Annotated in this window: 19 protein-coding genes and 1 pseudogene; 6 read left to right on the top strand and 14 right to left on the bottom strand. The window is 59.7% G+C overall.

Annotated features, from left to right (window positions below):
• Nucleotides 1-30: 30 nt before the first annotated feature.
• Together motB and motA are read right to left on the bottom strand one after the other, a co-directional pair.
• Nucleotides 31-1,065, bottom strand: coding sequence for a flagellar motor protein MotB (gene motB, locus RYC18_RS19510; protein ID WP_057454440.1), 1,035 nt, complete (start codon nucleotides 1,063-1,065; stop codon nucleotides 31-33).
• 3 nt (nucleotides 1,066-1,068) lie between these two features.
• A complete protein-coding gene (gene motA / locus RYC18_RS19505; protein WP_002551809.1) occupies nucleotides 1,069-1,920 on the bottom strand; it encodes a flagellar motor stator protein MotA in 852 nt (283 codons plus the stop codon).
• A 207-nt stretch (nucleotides 1,921-2,127) separates the two neighbouring features.
• On the opposite strand from motA, the gene RYC18_RS19500 reads away from it, so the two are divergent.
• The 4 genes and pseudogenes from RYC18_RS19500 to RYC18_RS19485 all read left to right on the top strand — a co-directional run bounded on the left by RYC18_RS19500 (nucleotide 2,128) and on the right by RYC18_RS19485 (nucleotide 7,573).
• Nucleotides 2,128-3,663, top strand: coding sequence for an HDOD domain-containing protein (locus tag RYC18_RS19500; protein ID WP_316886624.1), 1,536 nt, complete (start codon nucleotides 2,128-2,130; stop codon nucleotides 3,661-3,663).
• Between the two features lie 45 nt (nucleotides 3,664-3,708).
• Nucleotides 3,709-4,521, top strand: a pseudogene (locus RYC18_RS19495) (rhodanese-like domain-containing protein); the annotation flags it as partial.
• A gap of 147 nt (nucleotides 4,522-4,668) precedes the next feature.
• Nucleotides 4,669-5,532 (top strand): archaetidylserine decarboxylase, encoded by an 864-nt coding sequence (asd, locus tag RYC18_RS19490; RefSeq protein ID WP_032634688.1) that lies wholly within the window; start codon nucleotides 4,669-4,671, stop codon nucleotides 5,530-5,532.
• A gap of 256 nt (nucleotides 5,533-5,788) precedes the next feature.
• Nucleotides 5,789-7,573 carry a hypothetical protein gene (locus RYC18_RS19485; RefSeq protein ID WP_005743003.1) on the top strand — a complete coding sequence of 595 codons (1,785 nt, stop codon included), beginning with the start codon at nucleotides 5,789-5,791 and terminating at the stop codon, nucleotides 7,571-7,573.
• A gap of 66 nt (nucleotides 7,574-7,639) precedes the next feature.
• Here the strand turns inward: RYC18_RS19485 and serB are convergent, their stop codons facing one another.
• Nucleotides 7,640-8,854: a phosphoserine phosphatase SerB gene (gene serB / locus RYC18_RS19480; RefSeq protein WP_004654576.1), complete on the bottom strand. Its 1,215-nt coding sequence runs from the start codon at nucleotides 8,852-8,854 to the stop codon at nucleotides 7,640-7,642.
• A 130-nt stretch (nucleotides 8,855-8,984) separates the two neighbouring features.
• Between serB and RYC18_RS19475 the strand changes: the two genes are divergently transcribed.
• Entirely contained in the window at nucleotides 8,985-10,526 is a 1,542-nt protein-coding gene (locus RYC18_RS19475) for a HAMP domain-containing protein (protein ID WP_044321432.1), read from the top strand.
• 546 nt (nucleotides 10,527-11,072) lie between these two features.
• Here the strand turns inward: RYC18_RS19475 and RYC18_RS19470 are convergent.
• The 10 genes from RYC18_RS19470 to RYC18_RS19425 form a co-directional block, all read right to left on the bottom strand.
• On the bottom strand, nucleotides 11,073-11,768 hold the full coding sequence (locus RYC18_RS19470) for a membrane integrity-associated transporter subunit PqiC (protein WP_029241083.1): 696 nt from the start codon (nucleotides 11,766-11,768) through the stop codon (nucleotides 11,073-11,075).
• Nucleotides 11,769-11,951: 183 nt separating this feature from the next.
• A complete protein-coding gene (parC, locus tag RYC18_RS19465) occupies nucleotides 11,952-14,207 on the bottom strand; it encodes a DNA topoisomerase IV subunit A (RefSeq protein WP_005778869.1) in 2,256 nt (751 codons plus the stop codon).
• 10 nt (nucleotides 14,208-14,217) lie between these two features.
• Nucleotides 14,218-14,751, bottom strand: coding sequence for a TIGR02281 family clan AA aspartic protease (locus RYC18_RS19460; protein ID WP_316886623.1), 534 nt, complete (start codon nucleotides 14,749-14,751; stop codon nucleotides 14,218-14,220).
• Complete coding sequence (locus RYC18_RS19455; protein WP_011167551.1) at nucleotides 14,748-15,725, bottom strand: esterase-like activity of phytase family protein; 978 nt, start codon at nucleotides 15,723-15,725, stop codon at nucleotides 14,748-14,750. The genes RYC18_RS19460 and RYC18_RS19455 overlap by 4 nt, the downstream gene beginning before the upstream one ends.
• On the bottom strand, nucleotides 15,722-17,626 hold the full coding sequence (parE, locus tag RYC18_RS19450) for a DNA topoisomerase IV subunit B (RefSeq protein ID WP_002551799.1): 1,905 nt from the start codon (nucleotides 17,624-17,626) through the stop codon (nucleotides 15,722-15,724). Before parE ends, RYC18_RS19455 begins: the two co-directional genes overlap by 4 nt.
• A gap of 76 nt (nucleotides 17,627-17,702) precedes the next feature.
• Nucleotides 17,703-18,320: a YqiA/YcfP family alpha/beta fold hydrolase gene (locus RYC18_RS19445; RefSeq protein ID WP_005731105.1), complete on the bottom strand. Its 618-nt coding sequence runs from the start codon at nucleotides 18,318-18,320 to the stop codon at nucleotides 17,703-17,705.
• 88 nt (nucleotides 18,321-18,408) lie between these two features.
• Nucleotides 18,409-19,215 (bottom strand): 3',5'-cyclic-AMP phosphodiesterase, encoded by an 807-nt coding sequence (gene cpdA / locus RYC18_RS19440; protein WP_316886622.1) that lies wholly within the window; start codon nucleotides 19,213-19,215, stop codon nucleotides 18,409-18,411.
• An 87-nt stretch (nucleotides 19,216-19,302) separates the two neighbouring features.
• A complete protein-coding gene (locus RYC18_RS19435) occupies nucleotides 19,303-19,677 on the bottom strand; it encodes a hypothetical protein (RefSeq protein WP_057401738.1) in 375 nt (124 codons plus the stop codon).
• A gap of 197 nt (nucleotides 19,678-19,874) precedes the next feature.
• Nucleotides 19,875-20,327, bottom strand: coding sequence for a DUF1249 domain-containing protein (locus RYC18_RS19430; protein ID WP_002551796.1), 453 nt, complete (start codon nucleotides 20,325-20,327; stop codon nucleotides 19,875-19,877).
• Nucleotides 20,318-20,935 (bottom strand): NUDIX domain-containing protein, encoded by a 618-nt coding sequence (locus tag RYC18_RS19425; protein ID WP_004666418.1) that lies wholly within the window; start codon nucleotides 20,933-20,935, stop codon nucleotides 20,318-20,320. Before RYC18_RS19425 ends, RYC18_RS19430 begins: the two co-directional genes overlap by 10 nt.
• A 207-nt stretch (nucleotides 20,936-21,142) precedes the next feature.
• Here RYC18_RS19425 and RYC18_RS19420 point away from each other — a divergent pair, with 207 nt between their 5' ends.
• The gene (locus tag RYC18_RS19420; RefSeq protein WP_004654549.1) at nucleotides 21,143-21,889 is read left to right on the top strand and encodes an RsiV family protein; all 747 of its coding nucleotides are present in this window, start codon (nucleotides 21,143-21,145) and stop codon (nucleotides 21,887-21,889) included.
• Here RYC18_RS19420 and cytX read toward each other — a convergent pair.
• Nucleotides 21,858-23,147, bottom strand: a complete 1,290-nt coding sequence (gene cytX / locus RYC18_RS19415) for a putative hydroxymethylpyrimidine transporter CytX (protein ID WP_316886621.1) — start codon at nucleotides 23,145-23,147, stop codon at nucleotides 21,858-21,860. The genes RYC18_RS19420 and cytX overlap by 32 nt on opposite strands.
• Between the last annotated feature and the right edge of the window lie 427 nt (nucleotides 23,148-23,574).

Raw genomic sequence — 23,574 nt, 5'->3', positions numbered from 1 at the left:
TGATCGCGGCGTTTCTGTATCGGTTGCAGCTCAGTTCTGGGCTGGCTCGACCCGCAACTTGCCATCGTCAAAGATATTCAGCTTCTGCCGGATCTCGTGAGGCTGGGCGTATGCCTGTGGGTCTGGCGGTGCCCCGGTCGAAGCCCCCGGAGCAGCGGGAGTAGCGGGAGTAGCAGGAGCGGCGGGCGCAGGTTTGGACTGAGGCGCACCACCGGAGTTCTGGTCGCCTTCGATACGCTGCTGAGCCTTTTTGGTCAAAACCACAATGTCGATGCGGCGGTTGACCGGATTGGTCGGGTTCTCGTGATCATAAAGAGCTGACGAGGCATAACCCACCACTCTGGCCACCTGTGAGTCCGGATAGGTACCGGCCACCAGCGCACGACGTGCAGCGTTGGCGCGGTTGGCCGACAGTTCCCAGTTACCGAATCCGCCGTTGCCTACAAAAGGTGTCGCATCGGTATGACCGCTGATACTGATCTTGTTCGGCACGCTCTTGATGGTGTCAGCCATCGCCAGCAGGATGTCTTCGAAATAAGGCTTGAGACGTGCGCTGCCCGAGTCGAACATCGGCCGGTTGTCAGCGTCCATGATCTGGATACGCAAACCGTCCTGGGTGATCTCGAACAGAATCTGGTCCTTGAATTTCTGCAGTTGCGGATTTTCCTCGACCTTGTTCTGCAGCTCTTGCAACAGCATCTCCAGACGCTCCTGCTCGACCTCTTCAGCTTTGGTCTCGGAAGTCTCGGCCTCAAGGGGCACGGTGTCAGGTGACGGCGTGGTCTTGACCTCAGGGTTCAGCGTCTGATTCGGCGACATCTCGGGCGAGCCGCCCAGGTCGATCACATACGGCGAACCGCTGTCCGAAAAACCGACCGGGTCCTTGAAGTAACCGGCCACCGCGAGCAACTGTTCGGGCGTGGCGGAAGACATCAGCCACAGCACCAGGAAGAACGCCATCATCGCCGTCGCGAAGTCGGCAAACGCGATTTTCCAGGCACCGCCGTGATGTCCGCCACCAAAGCGCTTTACGCGCTTGATGATAATCGGCTGATTATTTTCCATGACTTAGCGACCGCGAACCGCTTGTTCCAGCTCGCTGAAGCTGGGGCGATGCAGCGGGTAGAGAACCTTGCGGCCAAATTCGACGGCCAGCGAAGGCGGCATGCCGGAGGCCGACGCCACCAGCGACGCCTTGATGCTCTCGTAGACGTTCATTTCTTCCTTGGCATCATGGGCAAGGCAGGTGGCCAACGGACCGAAGAAACCGTATGCCGCAAGAATACCGAAGAAGGTACCTACCAGCGCAGCACCTACGTGCATGCCGATTGCAGCCTTGTCGCCCGACCCCAGCGACGCCATGGTCACCACGATACCGAGTACCGCCGCCACGATACCGAAGCCGGGCATACCGTCGGCGATACCGGTAATAGCATGGGATGGATGCTCGAGCTCTTCTTTCATGCTCAGCAGTTCCATGTCGAACAGGCCTTCCAGCTCGTGAGGAGCCATGTTGCCGGACGACATGATGCGCAGGTAGTCGCAGATGTACGCGGTCATGCGCTCATCTTTCAGCACACCAGGGTATTTGGCGAAGATCGGGCTGGAGGCGGCGTCTTCGATATCCCCTTCAATCGCCATCATGCCTTCACGGCGGCTCTTGTTGAGGATTTCGTATACCAGCCCCAGCACCTCGAGGTAATAGGCGTGTGTGAAGCGCGAACCGAACATCTTCAGCGACTTCTTGAACACGTGCATGGTCATGTAGCCAGGGTTGGCCTGGAGGAACGCGCCCAGTGCAGCACCGCCGATGATCAAGACCTCGTAGGGCTGGAACAGCGCCATGATCTTGCCATGGGACAGCACATATCCGCCGAGGACACTCGCGATAACGACAATGATGCCGATAATTTTAGCCATAGGAAAAAATACTTTACTGAGTCGGGTTCAGGGACAGTCCGGAAGTTCTTGAATCTCTTCTTCTCCTTATCGGCCTAACTGGGCCAGACTATAGCCGGTTCTTTTGAAAAACCCATTTATCCGCCTCCATAAAAGGAGGAAAATGGCCTCAGCGTCCCGTACGCTGGCGGTTTCCCAGCTCAGATAATCAGCCGCACAGGCCATCGAATGTCGACAGCACACGCAGCACATCATCTCGTTCCGAAAACGCTGGATGCCTGGGTCAAGCTGCTTGACGGCATCGCGTTACCGGTCCCTGCCGTCAATCATGGGCACGTTCGCGCAGCATTGAACGACAGTCGCCGCTCACTGCGTGAAATCGCTGAAATGATGCAGGAAAGCCCCGCACTGGTATTGAGTGTGATGCGCGAGGCCAACCATCACACCCACGGTTTGACCGAGCAGGCCGAGAGCCTCGAGATTGCGATCAACCGCCTGGGGCTGGCGCGTACTGAAATCCTTCTGGGCCGCTTGCCGGCCAAGCCGCCCGAGGAAATTCCCGCGGTCTATCGCCAATTGATTCTGGTCAGCCAGCACGCCACACAACAGGCCAACGGGTTGTTTGCCAGTCGCCTTGCACGACTCTGGCAAGACATCCATATGGGCAGCCTGCTTTTCCTCTCCCCCCTTTGGCCGATGGCGCTGGCCTATCCGAAGCTGCTCGAAGAGCTGGAGTTGCGGGTTATCCACAAGGGCCATTCCAGCCTTGCAGTGGAAAAAGAGCTGTTCGGCGTCAATCTGCTGGAGCTGTGCCTGGCACTCGCCGAATTCTGGCGCCTGCCGATCTGGGTCACGCGCGGTTATAAGTTGCTGATCAACGAGCGACGCGATCTGGCCAAGGTGCTGCGCATCGCCCGCGAAGAACACAGCCCGCTGCAACAGCAACAACTCATGGACGCCGACCCCAACCTGCGGCGCTGGTTGAACCAGCCAGCCAATACTGTTTTGCTGGGTAACGGCCTGGCGCTGGCGGCGCAACATGCCTGGAACAGCCCGCATTGCCTGCGCTGGGAACGGCTGACCAGCCTTTACCTGCAACAGTCGATCAGCGAAGTGCAGCAGCAGGCGCATCAAAACGCTGCCAGCAGCGCGCGTATTCATGCGGAAAAAGACCTCTGGCACCCGGCCGAATCGCTGATCTGGCCTTGGGATGCGCGCCGTGTAAGGCGCGACAACGAACCAGCGCCACCGCCATCGGCCGACGCTCTGCAGCTATGGCGCAAGCACTGCGCCGAGCTGCTGCAGGACCCCAGCCCGTTCATCAACGCCATGCACTTGACCACCTCGGCCCGCGACGCGTTTATGTCGTGCGGTATGGAGCGGGTCATGCTGCTGATGCTGGACAAGACCTCGACCGTACTGCGCGTCAATCAAATGGCCGGACTGCCGGCCGAAACCGCCTCCTTGCAGTTGTTCATCAAGGAAAGCACCGTGTTGCAACGCTTGCTGACCCAGCCGACGCAGTTGCGCATGACCCCCGCGAACAACGCGCAGTTTGCCGCCCTGCTGCCCGCGCCACTGAAAACCCTGTTCAGTGGCCAGCACTGGCTTATTCGCTCGCTGGGCAACAACGGTAAAGTCATGCTGCTGGTGGTCGCCGACCAGGGTGGCGGGGCCTTGTCGGAAATTTCCGTCCAGGCATTCGGAAAAACCGCGCAATGTATTGAAAGGGCACTTGGCATCTTTAGTCATCGCAAAGCGTGAGGCCTGGCGTACAATTCGCCTCTTTCCTTTCATCGGAGGCTGCAAATGTCCGCATTCACTGGCTTGTCGCTGGTCATCGAACCCAACGATCTGCTTGAGCGTCTAGACGCCCCGGAACTGATCCTCGTGGATCTGACCAGCAGCGCTCGCTACGAAGCCGGGCACATTCGCGGCGCACGCTTTGTCGATCCAAAACGTACGCAACTGGGCAAGCCTCCTGCGCCTGGTCTACTGCCCGACACTGCCGATCTGCAGCAGCTGTTCGGCGAGCTGGGTCACAACCCTGATGCAGTCTATGTCGTCTACGATGACGAAGGCGGTGGCTGGGCCGGGCGTTTTATCTGGCTGCTGGATGTCATCGGCCACCACCGTTATCACTATCTGGATGGCGGCGTGCTGGCCTGGGAAGCGCAATCGCTGCCGTTGAGCACAGAGGTTGCGCCCGTTGCAGGCGGCCCGGTCACGCTGACGCTGCACGACGAACCTACCGCCACACGCGAATACCTGCAAAGCCGTCTGGGTGCCGCCGACCTGGCAATCTGGGACGCTCGCGGCCCTACCGAGTATTCGGGCGAAAAAGTAGTCGCGGCCAAGGGCGGACACATACCCGGCGCGGTCAATTTCGAATGGACTGCGGGCATGGACAAGGCACGTAACCTGCGTATTCGTCAGGACATGCCAGAGATTCTTCGCGACCTGGGCATCACGCCCGACAAGGAAGTGATCACCCATTGCCAGACTCACCACCGCTCGGGCTTCACCTATCTGGTGGCGAAAGCGCTGGGCTACCCAAGGGTCAAGGCCTATGCCGGCTCGTGGGGTGAATGGGGCAATCACCCGGAGACACCGGTAGAACTTCCGGAAGTGGCCGCCGAGGCAGTCGAGGTTGCGCAACCCGTCGCGCCTGCGCAGCCAGCACCAGCCGAAACCGTCGAACCTGTCCGCTCTAGCGAACCGCGACAGGCCTCGCAGAAATATTCAGGACACTCATCCTCAGGACCTTCAATGAAAGACCGCTTGTTCATCATCAGTCAGTACCTGTTGCCACACCACCTGCTGTCCCGACTGGCAGGCTGCGTTGCCGAATGCCGCGTACGCTGGTTCAAAAACGCTTTCACCGCGTGGTTTGCCCGCCGTTATCAAGTAGACATGTCGCAGGCCCTGGTCGAAGACCTGACGTCCTACGAGCACTTCAATGCGTTCTTCACCCGCGCATTGAAAGCCGACGCCCGCCCGCTCGATACCACGCCGGGCGCGATTCTTTCGCCAGCCGACGGCGCCATCAGCCAGTTGGGCCCTATCGACCACGGCCGGATCTTCCAGGCCAAGGGCCACAGCTTCAGCGTACTGGAACTGCTCGGCGGTGATCCCAAGCTGTCAGCGCCCTTCATGGGCGGCGAGTTCGCAACCGTCTACCTGTCGCCAAAGGACTATCACCGCGTCCACATGCCACTGGCTGGCACGCTGCGTGAAATGGTCTACGTGCCGGGCCGCATCTTCTCGGTCAACCAGACCACCGCTGAAAACGTGCCGGAACTGTTCGCCCGTAACGAGCGAGTGGTCTGCCTGTTCGACACCGAGCGCGGACCAATGGCAGTGGTGCTGGTCGGCGCGATGATCGTGGCGTCGGTCGAGACGGTATGGGCCGGGCTGGTCACGCCGCCCAAGCGTGAATTGAAGACGTTCAGCTACGACGAAGCAGCGCGTGCGCCAATCCATCTGGAAAAAGGTGCCGAGATGGGCCGCTTCAAACTGGGCTCCACGGCCATTGTGCTGTTCGGTCCAGGTCAGGTGAAATGGGCCGAACAACTGACGGCGGGTTCCAAGGTTCAAATGGGACAGGCACTGGCTGTTCCTGCCCAGGCATGATCGCGGTCTGAGCCTCGCTGCATGAGCGTCCGATGATGGATATTGGCGCTCATGCAACGTGCCGCCGGACGGTAATGGCCTGAGGCCATAGTTGCTGCGGGGTGATGTCGATACTGGTAAAGTCGTTACATCGATGCTGTAGGATACTTCTCACTTTCATGGGCGTATGCTCGGCACATCGCGGGTGCGCGATAACCTCGGCCCCCCATCTGAAGCCATCGTCCGCGCCAGTGAGTTGTTGGAGCTTGCCTGTCACATGAGTAATTTTAGCCTCCCTCTGCTATTGCGTGCCCCCACGCCGACGCAGTCGAGCCTGACATTCAGTGAAGCCAACCCCCGCGACCTCAAACGCTGGATCTCCAGATTGCCCAAGGCGAACCTCGGAGAAATGGCGCGCCAGCTCTATCAAGGGCTGACCGAGCTCAACCAGTTGATCACCCCGAGCGAGAACCGCCTGCAATTGCTTGAATTGCTGCGGCCCGAGGTGTACTTCGTCTGCAAGCACCTTGAACGTCACTTTCTCAATCAGGCCATTGTGCTGGACGAGCGACCACGCAAGGTGGCCAACCTTTGCCAGGCGCTGCAAAACCATCTCGCAACCGGTTACAAGCAGATCATTCAGCAGGTCGCCCCGCGCTATACCCGAGACCAGGCCGGGCTGTTCAGCACTGCGCTGCAACGCGCACTGCATGGTCTCAACGGGCCACTGATACGCGCCAACCAGCTTTACTGTCCGGTTCAGGATGGCCTGTGGCTCGAGCTGCATCAGATCTACCAGATTGCCCGTCAGTACCAGTTGCACAACACGCCGGTCGAAGAGCCCCTGGCCCATCACAGCAAAGTGCTGAGCGTGGAACAGACCTACGTGATCGCGCTGCTGATGGGTTGCTCACGCTGCAACCAGATGCGTCAGTTGAACATCGGCAAACTGGCCGATGCGCTGGAGGCCTGGAGCCCTCTGGTAAAGCTGCAATTGCCGGTCACTGAAAGCAGCCTCTTCGCTCTGGACCCGACGGTCGACAAACCACCGCTGTATCGCACCCTGTTCAGCGACGAACAATCTCCTCGACTGCTGGGTATCAACACCTACGCGCTGGCTGAAGCGATCAATCAGTACCTGGCCCTGCCGGATGACCAGCGCACCCCTTCGCCGTTGCTTATTCCAACCGGTATCAACACCGACCTGCTGCAACATCTGGCGGTCGCCTGGGGTGATGTGGCGGAACGCACCTTTCAGCGCACGGCAGGCCAGGGCACCCTGAAGCTGTGCATCGGCATGAGCGCACTGCATTTTTATGTAGCTGGTCAGAAGTCGTTCAGCGAACTCCTGCAACTCAACAGCGCAGGCAGTGCTGCGAGTTTTTCGCTGAAGATGGCCAATGATGACGCGGACGATCCGTGGGCGTCTGCCTTCGACACTCAGCGCGGCAAGACTTCATCCGTTCTGCTGCCCTACGAAGAGATCGAATACCCGAAAAACGACGGCGACAGCGACTCGCTTTCCAACAACCAGCATACGTTTCCGACCTTCGACCTGAATATTGTCAACCACAGCCCGGGCGGATACTGCCTGGCGTGGCAGAAGGACGTGCCTCAGCAGTTGCAGGCTGGCGAACTGGTGGGTATTCAGGATGACGCCGGCCAGGGCTGGAGCATTGCAATCGTGCGCTGGATCCGCCAGGTACGCAGCGGCGGCACACAGATGGGGATCGAACTGATCGCCCCGTTTGCCCAACCGTGCGGCATGCAGCTGATTCGCGAACAGCAGAATAGCCAGTACCTGCGAACCCTGATGCTGCCGGAAGTACGCGCCATGGAAAAACCGCCCACCGTGCTCGCACCGCGTCTGCCTTTTCAGGAGGGCAACAAGGTGATGATCAACGTCGCCGGTGAAGAACGCCGCGCGTCACTGAGCAACCGGCAGGTCAGCAGCGCCAGTTACAATCAGTTCGAGTATCAGATGTACGACGCCCCGAAAGCGACCGAAACCGAAAAGGCCAGGCCGGATCAGGAGTTCGATTCCTTGTGGGGCACGCTGTAGCGATCACTGCGACAGCCGTCGCGATTGGCACCTCGCCATCAGGGGCAAACCACCACGGCCTGAGCGTCAGCGCTTTCCTTCGCGGTCGCGAAAACCCAACAGATATAGCACGCCATCGAGTCCCAGCGTCGAGATCGCCTGCTTTGCCGATTGCTTGACCAGCGGCTTGGCGCGAAATGCGACACCCAGCCCGGCAATCGCCAGCATCGGCAAGTCATTGGCACCGTCGCCGACCGCGATGGTCTGCTCCAGGCTCAAGCCTTCCTTGTGCGCCAGCTCGCGCAACAGGTCTGCCTTGCGCTGCGCATTGACGATCGGCTCTACGGCGACGCCTGTTACCTTGCCATCGACCACTTCCAGCTCGTTGGCGTACACATAATCGATGCCCAGCTTTGCTTGCAGCTGCTTGGCGAAGTAGGTGAAGCCACCCGAGAGAATCGCGGTCTTGTAACCCAGACGCTTGAGCTCGGAGAACAGCGTTTCGGCGCCTTCGGTCAAGCGTAGAGAAGCACCGATTTCATCCAGCACACTGACATCCAGGCCCTTGAGCAAAGCCAGACGCTCCTTGAAGCTTTCACTGAAATCCAGTTCGCCGCGCATCGCACGCTCGGTAATTTCGGAAACCTGCTCGCCCACACCGGCAGCCTTGGCCAACTCGTCGATCACTTCGGCCTCAATGAGGGTCGAATCCATGTCGAACACAGCCAGACGCCGGTTGCGGCGAAACAGCGAATCCTGCTGGAACGCGATATCTACGTTGAGATCCTGGGCAACTGCGAGGAACTCGGCCTGCATGGCTTTCGGGTCGGCTGGCTCGCCGCGCACGGTGAACTCGATGCAACCCTTGCCCTTGTCGGCCGGCGTGTCGAGCGGCATACGCCCGGACAGACGATCGATCTGATCGATATTCAGCCCGTATTTAGCCGTAATGGCGCTGACGCACTGCAATTGCTCGGCCGTAACCTTGCGGGTCAGCAGTGTGACGATATGACGGGCCTTGCCCTGACCTTCAACCCAGTGCTGATAATCCGCTTCGGACACCGCCGTGAAACGGACCTGCTGATCGAGTTTGTAGGCGGTGAACAGGATGTCCTTGAGCACGGAAGAACCCTGCACGGTATCCGGAATTTCAACCAGGATGCCGAACGACAGGGTGTCGTGGATAACCGCCTGACCAATATCGAGAATGTTCACGCCACCCTGGGCGAGGACGCCGGTGATGGCAGCAGTGAGACCTGGACGGTCGACACCTGTGATGTTAATCAGGACGATTTCGCGCAAGGCGCACCCCCATAGTGGAAAAAAACCGCATTCTAACCACATTCAGTGACCACCGGGCACAGGCAGCGCTTTGCCGCTACTGGGTCGCTCGTTATACTGCGCGACAACTTCACCGAAAGAGCCGTGCTCTGTGAACCGGCCCACGCCCGTTAAAACCGATAATTTCTTCCTGCTCATCTTTCGTGCCCTGCGTCATCGCCGTGTACCGATCGCTTTGCGCATTGCCAGCCATAACGTGATCCTGGTCGCTTTGGCGCTGGTGATCTACGCCGGCGTCATGGGCCTGCAGTTCAAGCAGGCCATGCATGAACAGGCCGATGCGCTGGGGCAGGCCCTGACGACCCAGACCGCCACCTCGGCTACCGAGCTGTTGGTGTCTAACGACATCCTCAGTCTCAACGTGCTGCTGGGCAATCTGGTCAAGAACCCGCTGGTAGCGCATGCCGCTATCTACAGTGTGGATAACCGCATCCTCGCGGAGGCCGGCCAGCGTCCGAAAAACGGTCTGCTGGGGGAAGCTCAGGGTCTGTATGAAATCAAGATCACGTTCCAGGACGTGATGGCGGGCCATCTGCGCATCAGCCTCGACATGTCGCAGTTCCAGCAGCCGATGACCATCAGCCTGCAGAGCATGGGCATTCTGGCGGGCATTCTGCTGGCCCTGGCGCTGGCCCTGAGCCTGCGCCTCGGTCGCCATATCTCCACGCCATTGATGCAGATGCGCATCTGGCTGCGCGACATCGACCCATACACCCCGGCTACCGACCGCCAGGATGAAATAGGCGATCTGGCCCGGCAACTGCGCACCTCGTTCGCACCACCGGTTCCAGAGCCGGAGCCGCTGCCCGAACCCGAGTATGACGGCGACGAGGACGACGGTGACGATCCGTACCTGGAGCCGGAAGAGCGACCTGCACCACCGGTCTCGGCACGCAGCAGCGAACCGAAGCCGCGCCTGCCGGCACCGCCAGTCCAGCGTCGCATTGTTGCCGAAGAAGATGAAGACGACGACGAAGACCCGTTTGCGGACCTGCGTGACAGCTCGAACACTGCACCAGCCGCACGCCCGGTGGCTGCGCCGGTAGCGCCCGTCGAGCCGCACAACAGTGCCGTGCTGGCCGTACAATTGGGTGCGCAGGACCAATTGCGCCGCCTGCCGCGCGCACGACTGACCGAATTGCTGCAACGTTATCGCGACTGCCTCGATCAGGCCGCCTCGCTGTATGAAAGCGAGCTGCATACCCTGAACGATGGCAGCACCCTGATGCTGTTTCACAGCCACGAAAGCGGTGATGACTACCTCACCAACGCAATCTGCTGCGGCGAGCTATTGCGTGCCCTGAGCCATGCCTTGCAGATCGAGGTGGCCGACAGCGGCATCACCTTGCAACTGCAACTGGGCCTGACGCTGGGTGAGGGCCTGAGCGGTCTGAGCCAGATCGACCTGCTGCTGACTGAAACGGCGCAGGATGCGTTGGCGCTGTCTCAGCACAGCCGCAACCTGCTGCTGGTTGAACGCCGTATCAACGACGACCCGTTGATACGCCAGCGCGCCCGTATCCGTCCTATCGCCAGCCCTGAAGGCGCATGCTGTGTGGAACGCCTGATGGAGCCCTACCCTTCGATGCTCGAACGCCAGCTGGCGCGCATGCACGAATCCAACAAGGCCTGACCACCGCCTCTCGTTCACATGCGTAAGCACAGGACGAGAGGCGCCCGACCTTGACTGTGGCAGCGCGGCGCAGATCTGTGACGCAGAGCGTCACCCAAGGCATTCCCACGCTGGAGCGTGCGGAACGATAGGTGTCCGCAAGATCACCATCGTGCCCATGCTCCGCGTGGGCATGCCGTTCTGGACGCTCCGCGTCCGATCCTGACGGTGCAGCGCGGCGCAGATCTGTGACGCAGAGCGTCACCCAGGCATTCCCACGCTGGAGCGTGCGGAACGATAGGTGTCCGCAAGATCACCATCGTGCCCATGCTCCGCGTGGGCATGCCGTTCTGGACGCTCCGCATCCGATCCTGACCTCACTGGAGCATTTGGAACGATAGGCGTCCGCAAGATCACCATCGTGCCCATGCTCCGCGTGGGCATGCCGTTCTGGACGCTCTGCGTCCTCCTGACTGCGTGGTGCGTCAGGAACGTCGAGGTGTGAGAAGCGAAGATTCGCGTCCAACAAAAAGCCCGCATCGCTGCGGGCTTTTTGTTGGGCCAACCCTAGAAGCGGAACACTTCAAGATCGGTACGTATGGGCGAGGCCATTGGAATTCTTGGTTTGTCAGGCTCTTTGGCCTTCGCAACCGGGGGCTTTTTCGGTTCTTCGATCGGCTGCCAGGAAATCGGCTTGATCGCAGTACTTACCTGATCGGCCAGGCGTTGCAACAGCATGCCCTGGGCCTTGACCTGGTCGGCGGAGCTGCCGGCATGGACCTGTTCAAGGTGCACCAGTCGGCTGTCACGAACATGACCTTTACGGTCCAGAAGACGCCATTGCGCATCCAGAACGGCAGGCTGTTTGGCACCGGAGTCCAGACGGGTGATCGACAGTACGACCTGAACGTCCGGTGTGAAGTTGGCAACCGCAGGTGCCATGACGACACGCTGGCTGTCCAGCTTCCAGGCCAGCTGACGCAAGAGCAACTGGTCGATGTCCGAAGACAGATTGCCCGCCCAGCGCCCGTCAGGCGATGCGGTCAAAGTGCCGTCAGGCTGGCGTTGCAGCAGGGTTTCGCGTTGCAGATAGTCGGCCACCGAAACAGGACCCAGCAATACTGCCAGACCACTACTCTGTTTCGGCTGACCAGGCTCACCGCTATCGAGCTGATAAAGCGCGGTCGGCTGGCGCACACTGCAACCAGCCAGACCCAAAACGCCAGTCATCAGCAAGATCAGGGGAAGGCGTAGAAAATTCATCATCCCATCCAGGTGGCCGCCCCGAGGCAGGCCACAGTATAAGTACTTTCAAGACCCATGCAGGCACTGAGCCACGCATGCACCCCAAGACCCCATATCATCCGTGAATATGCATCATGACTCCAGCGATTATGCATCGTACTTCATGGCAAAACGAAGAACGCTGGTGCCAGATCAATGTTTTTAGCTATTTTCCACCAATAACGCGTCTACGCGCTGGAAGCCTCTTGGCAATTTATTGCCACGTCGGCCCCGCTCCCCCTTGTAATGTTCAAGGTCTTCAGGTTTAAGCGACAGCGTTCGCTTGCCCGCCTGGAGTACCAGCGTCGCGCCCTGCGCAATCACCGCCAGATCGGTCACATATTCTTCTCGGCTGGCTACCCGCTCACCCGGAATACCGATGATCTTGTTGCCTTTGCCTTTGCCCAACTGCGGCAAATCGCTGATCTTGAACACCAGCAGGCGGCCTTCGGTGGTCACCGCTGCCAGCCAGTTCTGTTCACGGTCGGGCACCGGCCGGGGCAAGATGACTTTTGCCCCGTTCGGCAAGCTCAGCAACGCCTTGCCCGCCTTGTTCTTGGCCTGCAGGTCTTCGCCTTTGACGACAAACCCATAACCGGCATCCGAAGCGATCACATACAGCGCGTCATCTTCGGGCATCAATACGCACTCGAACGTCGCACCCGGTGGCGGTTGCAGTTTACCGGTCAACGGCTCGCCCTGGCCTCGTGCAGATGGCAGGGTGTGTGCTGCCACCGAATAGCTGCGCCCGGTCGAGTCGATGAATACGGCGAACTGATTCGAGCGGCCGATGGACGACGTCTTGAAACCATCCCCTGCTTTGTAGGAAAGCCCGGTGGCATCAATATCGTGGCCTTTCGCGCAACGCACCCAGCCTTTTTCCGAAAGCACGACAGTTACCGGCTCGGTGGGCATCAATTCGTTTTCAGACAGCGCCTTGGCTTCGGCACGGGCAACAATCGGCGAACGACGGTCGTCACCATAGGTTTCAGCGTCGGCAATCAGTTCGGCACGGACCAGCTTGCGCAGCTTGGACTCACTGCCCAGCAGGGCCAGAAGCTTGGCCTGCTCTTTGCGCAGGGCCTCCTGCTCGCTGCGCAGCTTCATCTCTTCCAGACGCGCCAACTGACGCAGACGGGTATCGAGGATGTAGTCCGCCTGGATTTCCGACAGGCCAAAGCGTGCAATCAGTTCCGCCTTGGGATGTTCGGCGGTGCGGATAATGTGGATCACTTCATCCAGGTTCAGGTAAGCCGTGAGCAAACCGTCCAACAGGTGCAGACGATGCTCGACCTTGTCCAGACGAAACTGCAGACGACGACGCACAGTACCGATGCGGAACGTCAGCCATTCGCCGAGCAGTGTCTTGAGGTTCTTGAGCTGCGGCTTGCCATCCAGACCGATGATGTTGATGTTCACCCGATAGCTGGACTCCAGCTCGGTGGTCGCGAACAAATGCTGCATCAACTCGTCCAGCTCAACCCGGTTGGAGCGCGGAATGATCACGATACGACAAGGGTTTTCGTGGTCAGACTCGTCACGCAGGTCGGCAACCATCGGCAGCTTCTTGGCCTGCATCTGCGCGGCGATCTGCTCCAGCACCTTGGCGCCGGAAACCTGATGCGGCAGTGAAGTCACGACAATGTCGCCATCTTCAATGCGGTACACGGCCCGCATGCGCACCGAACCGCGCCCGGTCTCGTAAATTTTCAGCAGGTCGGCACGCGGCGTGATGATTTCCGCTTCGGTCGGATAGTCCGGCCCCAGAATGTGCTCGCACAGTTCCGGGACCGTGGCCTTGGGGTCGTCCAGCAGATGAACGCAGGCGCTGGCGACTTCGCGCAGGTTATGCGGCGGCACGTCGGTGGCCATACCGACGGCAATGCCGGTGGTGCCATTGAGCAGGATGTTCGGCAAACGCGCCGGCAGCACGGCCGGTTCGTCCAGTGTGCCGTCAAAGTTCGGCACCCAGTCAGCCGTGCCCTGGCCCAGTTCGCTGAGCAGGACTTCGGAATAGCGCGATAGGCGCGCTTCGGTGTAACGCATGGCCGCGAAGGACTTGGGATCATCCGGCGCACCCCAGTTACCCTGCCCGTCCACCAGCGTGTAGCGGTAGCTGAACGGCTGGGCCATCAGCACCATCGCTTCGTAGCAGGCCGAGTCGCCGTGCGGGTGGAATTTGCCGAGTACGTCGCCGACGGTACGCGCCGATTTCTTGTGCTTGGCGTCAGCCCCAAGGCCCAGTTCGCTCATCGCGTAGATGATGCGCCGCTGAACAGGCTTCAGGCCGTCCCCGATATGCGGCAAGGCACGGTCCATGATCACGTACATGGAGTAGTTGAGGTAGGCCTGTTCGGTGAAGTCAGCCAGTGATCGGCGTTCTACACCATCCAGGCTGAGGTCAAGGGAGTCGCTCATGCGGGCCTCATTATTTCGTTGACTGGCGCAGCAGCAAGTTGCCGCCACGCTGTGTGAATTCAAGTTGTTTCATGGCGCTCATGCCCAGCAGCACCTGCTCACCGTCCAGACCGGGTGCTACCAGAGCACGCACATTGGTCAGGACAATATCGCCCAGTTGCAAGCGGTCGAGCGTGGCCCGAAAACCCTGACTGTTGCCATTGGCCGTGCTGACCGTGACCGGATAGCCGCGTTTCAGGCCCAGGCTGTCAGCCATATCACCGGGTACAGCCACGTCGGTCGCCCCGGTGTCGATCATGAACTCTACCGTCCGGCCGTTGATCTGGCCGGTACTGACAAAGTGCCCCTGACGATTACCCGCCAGTTGCACTTCGATGTATCCGTCACCGTGTTGCGAAGCAACCACCGTATTAGGGTTCTGCTGCTTGTCTTCCCAACTGCCGAAAAAGCGCGTCGCCAGAAACAGGCCAGCAGCCCAGGCCACGATCATTAATATCTTGCCAGCGCGCTTGCCGGGTTGCGGTTGATTCGCGGGCTGGCTCACTGACCGGCGCTCCAGCCCGCTTCAGGCGCAGCGAACCGCCAGACAATCGGGCGTTTTTCACCATCGGCGCGCGCACCGAAGTTATTGTCGATGCCGATCCACGCGCCCTTCTCGTCCACGACCAGCGCCTCGGTCAGGCCGTAGGGCTGATCATAGCGACGCGAAGGCACCATCGCTTCCTTGGCGAACGACCAGCAACGTTCGATCTGCCCGGTCTCAAGCCCACGCCGACAGATGCGATAGGCCGCACGTTCGAGCGTGAACAGCTTGCCGTTGTAGAGCGACAGATCGGAAAAGTCCGTAGACACGGTCTTGTGCCCCTGTTCTGCGGGCAGCAGGTCTTTACCATCTTCGGACAGCAGCACGCAGCTTTGCCCGCAGCTCCATTGTTCCTTGTCGCGCTGCACAGCCAGCAGCCCGCGCTTCTCGCGCTCGGCGGCCAGCCAGATGCGGTCGCCAGAGGCGTTCACGGCAATCCCTTCGAAAATCGCATTGAAGTGTTGCAACATGCCCTGGCCGCGCGCCTGTTCTATCAGTGCCTGCGGCAAGTCCAGCCAGAACGGTGCACCACTGACCGGAACCTTGAGCACCGTGCCATAGGCCTCGCTGACCAGATAACGGTTACCGGCTGCATCACAACTCACGCCTTCGAAATCCAGATCACCACCACGCACCAACGCGGAAAGGCCTGCCAACGAACGCAGCTTGAGCGGCAGATAGCTGTGCGGCGCAGGTGCGTCAATGCGGTGTGCTTCTGCCTTCCAGGTATTTTGCGACACATCAAGGCTGTACAGCACATTGTCGTCACGGTCGGAAACGGTCCACAGCTGGCCATTGCACATGGCCAGACCCGACAGATTGCCGCCGACCATGTCGTCTACCGGGTGCTCGGATTGCAGTTTCAGGACCTCAAGCGGCGCGGCGAAAACCGGCGCGGCAACCAGGGTCAGGGCGGCGAGCCAGGCTCGTATCAAGTCAGGACCTCGGCGAGGTTGCCCTTCGATTCAAGCCAGGACTTGCGATCACCTGCACGTTTCTTCGCCAGCAACATGTCCATCATTTCCGACGTAGCAGCGAAATCATCCAGCGTGAGCTGCACCAGACGCCGTGTGTTCGGGTCCATGGTGGTTTCGCGCAGTTGCGGCGGGTTCATTTCACCCAAGCCTTTGAATCGGGTGACCTGTGGCTTGCCCCGTTTCTTTTCAGCCACCAGACGGTCAAGAATTCCGTCGCGCTCGCTTTCGTCCAGCGCGTAGTAGATTTCCTTGCCAAGGTCAATCCGGTACAGCGGCGGCATGGCCACATACACATGACCGGCGTCGACCAGCGGGCGGAAGTGCTGGACGAACAACGCACACAGCAAGGTGGCGATGTGCAAACCATCCGAGTCGGCGTCGGCGAGAATACAGATCTTGCCGTAACGCAACTGGCTGATGTCCGCCGCGCCCGGATCAACCCCGATGGCAACCGCGATGTTGTGCACTTCCTGGCTGGCGAGCACTTCGCCGCCGTCCACTTCCCAAGTATTCAGAATCTTGCCGCGCAGGGGCAGGATGGCCTGAAATTCCTTGTCCCGCGCCTGCTTGGCCGAACCACCGGCGGAATCACCTTCGACCAGAAACAGCTCGGAGCGCGCCGGATCCTGTCCGGCACAGTCAGCCAGCTTGCCCGGCAACGCGGGGCCTTGGGTAATGCGCTTGCGTTCAACCTTCTTGCTGGCCTTGAGGCGGCGACCGGCGTTGTTGATCGCCAGGTCAGCCAGTTGCAGGCCCAGCTCCGAGTGGGTATTGAGCCACAGACTGAAAGCGTCCTTGACCACGCCGGAAACGAACGCCGCCGCCTCACGGGACGACAGACGTTCCTTGGTCTGCCCGGAGAACTGCGGCTCCTGCATTTTCATCGACAGGACGAAGGCAATTCGCTCCCAGACGTCTTCCGGTGCCAGCTTGACACCACGCGGCAACAGGTTGCGGAACTCGCAGAACTCGCGCATCGCATCCAGCAAGCCCTGGCGCAAGCCGTTCACATGGGTGCCACCCTGCGCGGTAGGGATCAGGTTGACGTAGCTTTCCTGAACGCTGTCGCCACCTTCGGGCAGCCAGAGCAGCGCCCAGTCGACCGCTTCCTTGTTACCGGCGAAGCTGCCGCAGAACGGTTCGTCCGGCAGTCGCAGGAAGTCGCTGACCGAATCCTGTAGATACGAGCGCAAGCCGTCTTCGTAATGCCACTCGACTTTTTCGTTAGTGGATTTGTCTTCGAAGCTGACCAGCAGGCCCGGGCACAGAACCGCTTTGGCCTTGAGCACGTGCTTGAGGCGGCTGACGGAGAACTTCGGGGTATCGAAATACTTCGGATCGGGCGCGAAATAGACGCTGGTCCCGGTGTTGCGCTTGCCGACAGTGCCGATAACCGCCAGCTCTGTGGCCTTGTAGCCGTCGGCAAAGGTCATTTCATATTCGTTGCCATCGCGCTTGACCCGCACCCGAACCTGAGTGGAAAGCGCGTTGACCACGGAAATCCCTACGCCGTGCAGGCCGCCGGAGAACTGGTAGTTCTTGTTGGAGAACTTGCCACCCGCATGCAGCTTGGTGAGGATCAGCTCGACGCCGGACACACCTTCTTCCGGGTGAATGTCCACCGGCATGCCGCGGCCGTCGTCGGACACCTCAAGCGAGTTGTCGGCATGAAGGATGACCTGTACCGAGCGCGCGTGACCAGCCAGAGCTTCGTCGACACTGTTGTCGATGACTTCCTGAGCCAGGTGGTTGGGCCGCGAGGTGTCAGTGTACATGCCCGGACGTTTGCGAACCGGATCGAGGCCCGAGAGGACTTCGATGGCGTCTGCGTTATAAGAGCTAGCGCTGGGATTGGCCATGGGTTCTCGTTATCAATCTTTCATGGAATTTCGGGGGTTCAATGTTCTTGCATTCAGTAGGCCGGGCATCGATCGCCTATAGCGCCGACAGGTCGATCTTCTGCAACAGATCGGGGGCAAACCCGGCAAAGCTCAACAACGCTGGCATTTGCTCGGCAAAACCCTGAAAACTGTGGTCGCCGCCCGCCTGAATGCGCAAGGCACAGGCCCGGTAAAACTTCTCGGCGCGACGATAATCAAGGGTCTCGTCACCGGTCTGCAACCACACCTGAAACTGCTGCGGGTCCTGGGGAGCAGGAACCTCCAGCTCGGCCAGTGCCTGAATATGGTCTTCGGTCAACTGCCACTGCTCGCCGGTGTACAGGTTCTGCTGCACGCCGAGAAACCCGTCAAACAGCTGGTGCGGGTTGACTGCCGGGTTGATCAGCACCGCCTTGAGGCCATGCTGCTGCGCCAAATGAGTCGCATAGTAGCCGCCGAGCGAGCTGCCGACCAGTAATGGCCGTCCCAGCTCCTTTATAGCGGTTTCAAGCTGCCCCATAGCCTGACGCGGATGGTGATGCAGTTCAGGGACTTGCAGACGATCAGCCAGACCCAATGACTTCATCAGCGCGGCCAACTGACAGGCCTTTCTCGACAGGGCCGAGCTGTTCAAGCCATGGATGTATAGCAGTGAAGGTGTGTCGCTGGTCACGCTGTCGCTCCCGAGTGCAAGGCAAAGCCGTGTAGTTTACAGGGACTTACGCTACAACACCTCACTGGAAACGTGTCCGCCCGCTCATTCAGTAGCCGGTGCCGCCGTAATCGACTTCGAACTGCATGCCGACCACTCGGGAAACAGCGGTTTCCAGCCGTCCGTCGTCATGCAGTCGCAGCCAGCGATAGCCCGGTGCCGTGGTGTCCACCTTGAAATCGGCACTGCCCGGCGCGAACTGAATGCAGGTCGAGGGCGACGCCAGCAGGCGCACGCCGTTACGCATCTGGTCGAACTCCTGATGTACATGCCCCCACAATACGGCCCGAACCTGCGGGAATCGATCCAGCACCGCAAACAACGCGTCAGCATTGCGCAGACCGATGGGTGCCATCCATTCACAGCCGATGGCCACCGGGTGGTGATGCAGGCAGACCAGATGATGCCGGTCAGTTGCTTCGCTCAGGGACTGCTCCAGCAACTGCAATTGCCCAGCAGCCAGAAAACCTGGCACCGAACCGGGCACTGCCGAATCCAGCAGTGTCACCCGCCACCGGCCGATGTTGATGATCGGCTCAAGCAGCCCTTCAGCCTGTGCGACATGCTCCATCTGCGGCAATTCATCATGATTACCGGCAAACCAGCGCGCGGGGGCGGCGATCTGCGTACTTATCCGGCGAAACGCTTCGTAAGACTCGACACTGCCATCCTGGGAGATATCCCCGCTTGCAACCACAAGATCAACCTGCGGCTGCTCGGCGAGGACCAGATCAACGACTTTTTCCAGACTGTCGCGGGTACTCATACCCAACAACGCCCCGTCCGCCTCTGCGAACAGGTGGCTGTCGGATATCTGCACCAGCAAAACTGACGATGAAGGGGCTGCGCTTGGCAAGACCGTCTCCCAGAGAGGATTCAGCGCGATTATGTGATGTGGCAGCGGGCGGGTAAACCGGGAATGTGAGCGCAGACGAGCATTTGGTCACATTTGCTGATTTGCTCGGTGCTTGAGCACAATTAAAGCAATAAGTCCGGCCGACACCATGCCCGCCAGTCCCGCACCCAAGAGATAGCTCAGCACCCGCTCATAAGGCATTCCAGGCCAGAGATATCCCGCCAACAAAAGCTCCAGGACAACGCCAAGAATCATTCCTGCCAGTCCAGCCAGATGAACGATCCACGGCATGAGCCTCAAAGACAGAATACCGATGACCACTCCGGTAATGGCCGTATATAGAAAGTGTTCCCAACGCAGAGCGCTGCCTGCCAGGGTTATCAACCCGAGATAGCTGAAAAGGCTGAGGGTGACTCCCGAGAAGCACGCTAAAAGACATCGTGGGGTGCCTAAGTCACTCATTCGTTATACCTGCAAATAAATTCAGGTCGAATGTAAGGCATGTGGTTTCAAATCCAAGGTGCCGGGGGATTTTCAGAAACCACCTACAAGACTGGAGCCTGCCCGCTGTCAGCTGACGTCACTTATCGGTCAATCCGGTGTGGGATAAATACAGGGCGAAGCCAAGGAGCAGTAGTGCGATAACAATTGAAGAGGCGTTAACGCACTGCTTCAAACTCATGCCCACACGCCAGGCAATGACTCAGCCACTCGCCCAGAAACAAATTGAGCTGGGCTTTTTCGTCCGGTTGATGCATGTCGGCGTTGGGGTAGGGATAAATCCCGCGAAAGCGCCGCGCATGCTCGGCGCCGATGACTTCGGCCATGCGTGCGTCATGGTAGACCTGTACTTCGAGCACCGGCACCGGCAGCCACGGCAGGCTGTGTTCCTGGCGGACTTGCAGGGTGGTGGTGTACGGGCAGTCGAGCAATACCTCGACGGCCAGTACGCCCAGCATCTGGTCACCCTGTGTAACGGCGACGCGGCGTGAGCGCTGTTCGTTACGCATGTCGGGCAGCAGGCGCATCAGGCGCGCGTAGTTGGCCTCACACGCAGCCTGCAGTCCGGCAAGGTCGACACGGTAGCGCTCGCGCAATAGATTCACGACCATAAACCCCTTATCTCCGCACGATTCAGCGCCAGCCATTGCAAGGCGATGATCGTCGACGCGTTTTTGATTGTTCCGTCTTTCATCGCCTGCATTGCGTCATCGAATGACCAGACCGTGACCCGGATGTCTTCGCCTTCGGACTCAAGCCCGTGAATTCCGCCTGCCCCCTCACTGCTGCACTGCCCCAGGTACAAGTGAACAAACTCGTTACTGCCACCCGGAGAAGGAAAGTATTTGGTGATGGGCCAAAGCGAGCGGAACACCAGTCCAGCTTCCTCCTCTGCCTCGCGATGAGCAACTTCTTCCGGCTGCTCATCCTTGTCGATCAGCCCGGCGACCAGTTCGATCAGCCACGGGTTGCTGGTCTTTTCCATGGCCCCCACGCGAAACTGCTCGATGAGCACCACTTCGTCACGCTTGGCATCGTAAGGCAGTACGCAAACCGCATCGTGGCGAACGAAAAGCTCGCGGCTGATTTCCTTGCTCATGCCACCGTCGAACAGTTCGTGGCGCACATGCAGCTTGTCCAGCCTATAGAAGCCCTTGAAGCAGTTTTCACGCTGTATGGTTTCAAAAGCGCTTGGTGCAGATCGTGTGGTCTGGGTCATGGGTTTCTCGCTTGCCGCCGTTTTTGACATCGGGCCATCCTAACGCGCATCGACGTTAAGATGCAGCCCCCTTGAAGATGCAGGGTAGACGGCCGGGACTTAAAACAATTCTAATCTGCCATGATCGAACCGAAGACGTTGTTTACAGTCCAACCAGCCTGCATACGCACAACGCAACCGCCTTTACTGACACTGCCAAGGATCAACATGTCGTTATTGAGGATCACTTCACTGGCTTGCCTGGCCCTGTTGCTCGGCGCCTGCCAAAGCCTCTTCACGCCCAACATGCGCACACCGCTGCAAGTCCAGCGCGATGCTTCCGAGCTTATCAAGCCAGGCTGCACCACGGCGGACTGCCCGCTGGTGAACATCGATACCGTGCATTTTCCCGATGAGCCGCGATTGGACGCCATCGTCCAGAAGACCTTGCTGCAACTGACCGTTGCCGACAGCAGCGCCTCGCCGCCTGCGTCCATCAAAGCCTATCAGGAGCAGTTCCTGAGCCAGGCCCAGGGTCGCAACAGCAGTTATCTGCAAGCCAAGGTACGTGAGCAGCATGACGGTATCGTGGTTGTCGAACTTTCCAGTTATCTGGATACCGGTGGTGCCCACGGCAACCCCGGCCGGGCGTTCATCAACTATTCGCGTCAGCAGCAGAAAGTCCTGACCCTGGCCGACATGATCATTCCGGGCAAGGAAAGCGAGTTCTGGCAGAAGGCCCAACTGGCCCACCAGGGTTGGCTGGTCTCGACCAAGATGAATGAAGACAGCGAGTTCATGAAGACCTGGCCGTTCAAGCGCACGCCACACATCGCGCTGACGTACGGCGCGGTGATCCTCAAGTACTCGGTGGATACCATCGCACCGTATTCGATGGGTCACATCGAGCTGAAGATTCCTTACCCTCAGCTCAATGGCATCCTCAAGCCGGAACTGTTCCCCGGTCGCGGTTGATCGCACCGCCGATCAACAGCTGCAGCACGCCAGCGACGATGAGCGCTGGCAGTGTTGCACCGACATCCGGGTAAAAACCGGCCAGCAGATGATAGGTGCTGAGCCCGCCCAGCCACGCCAGCAGACTCATCCAGCGCAAACCGCCCTCCGCTACCTGACCACTGCGACGACGCAGTATGAAATGGTCGACCAGCACCACGCCGAACAGCGGCGCAAACACCGAGCCGATCAGCAGCAGGAAGTTCTGGTATTGGGCCAGCGGTGCCAGACAGGCGATCAGCGTGCAGATCACGCCGATGATCAATGCCAAATGCTCGACCTTGATACGTGACAGCAAAGCACTCGAGACCGCTGCCGAGTGAATATCGGCGAACGCATTTTCCGTCTCATCCAGCAGAATCAGCAGCAGCGGGATACCCAGACCTGCGCCGGCCAGTGCCAGCAGCAAGGCATTGACCTCGCCGCCAGGGGCGAACGCCAATGTATAGGCAACGCCCAGACCCATCAGCCAGAAGTTACCGATGAAAAAGCCTGCGGCCGTGCCACCGAAGACGCTTTTCGCGCGTTGGCCGAAGCGCGAGTAGTCGGCAATGAGCGGCAGCCAGGACAGCGGCATAGCGATTGCGATGTCGAACCCCGAAGCAAACGGCAGTGAACCGTCCCCGGATGTCGCCCACAGCGCTGCCAGATCAGCCTTGCTCAGCAGGTTCCAGGTCAGCCATGAGCACGCGGCCAGCAGTATCCAGATCCCCCACTTGCGCAAGAATCGGCGCACAAAGGTCAATGGTCCGCTGACCGCCAGCAGAGTGGCCAGCGCTCCAAAAAACAGCGTCCAGAGCAGCGGGCTGGTCCACAGACTGCCTTGCGAAAAAGCCCGATCGCCCAACAGACTGGCGGCGTCGCGCATGACGATGATCTCGAACGAACCCCAACCGATCAGTTGCAGCAGGTTCAACACTGCAGGCAGCGACGCGCCTTTGCTGCCCAGGCTGAGTTTGAGGGCTGCCATGGAAGACAAACCGGTGTCACTGCCGATCACGCCGACACTGGCGAGCAGTAAAACGCCCACCAGCGTGCCGAGGAAAATCGCCAACAGCGAGCCGGACATGCCCAGCCCCGGTGCCAGCAAGGCCCCGGTTTGCAGCACCATCAGACCGATGCCGAGGGAAAACCACAGGGAGAACAGATCCCGCCCACCGAACACCCGCTGGCTGGCAGGGATGGGGGTGTCGGGAGAATAGGTGCCAGGTGTGTTCACGTTTGTGTCTCGTGTTGGGTGTTGATCGGTGATTCGGGATCGGACGCGGAGCTTCCAGAACAGCGCTACCACGCAGAGCGTGGGATCATCGCAATTATCGTGCGGCGCTCTGCGTCGCATGCCTTTCTGGACGCTCCGCGTCCTCTTGACGACGCAGAGCGTCGAGAACTGCATTCCCACGCGGGAGCGTGCGGAACGATAATCGCAACTATCGTGCGACGCTCTGCGTCGCATGCCGTTCTGGACGCTACGCGTCCTCTTGACGACGCAGAGCGTCGAGAACTGCATTCCCACGCGGGAGCGTGCGGAACGATAATCGCAACTATCGTGCGACGCTCTGCGTCGCATGACGTTCTGGACGCTCCACGTCCTCTTGACGACGCAGAGCGTCGAGAACTGCATTCCCACGCTGGAGCGTGCGGAACGA

The organism is Pseudomonas syringae group sp. 247E2, from assembly GCF_032587795.1.
Classification (GTDB): Bacteria; Pseudomonadota; Gammaproteobacteria; order Pseudomonadales; family Pseudomonadaceae; genus Aquipseudomonas; species Aquipseudomonas amygdali.
This window is presented reverse-complemented; position numbering and strand designations above follow the sequence as displayed.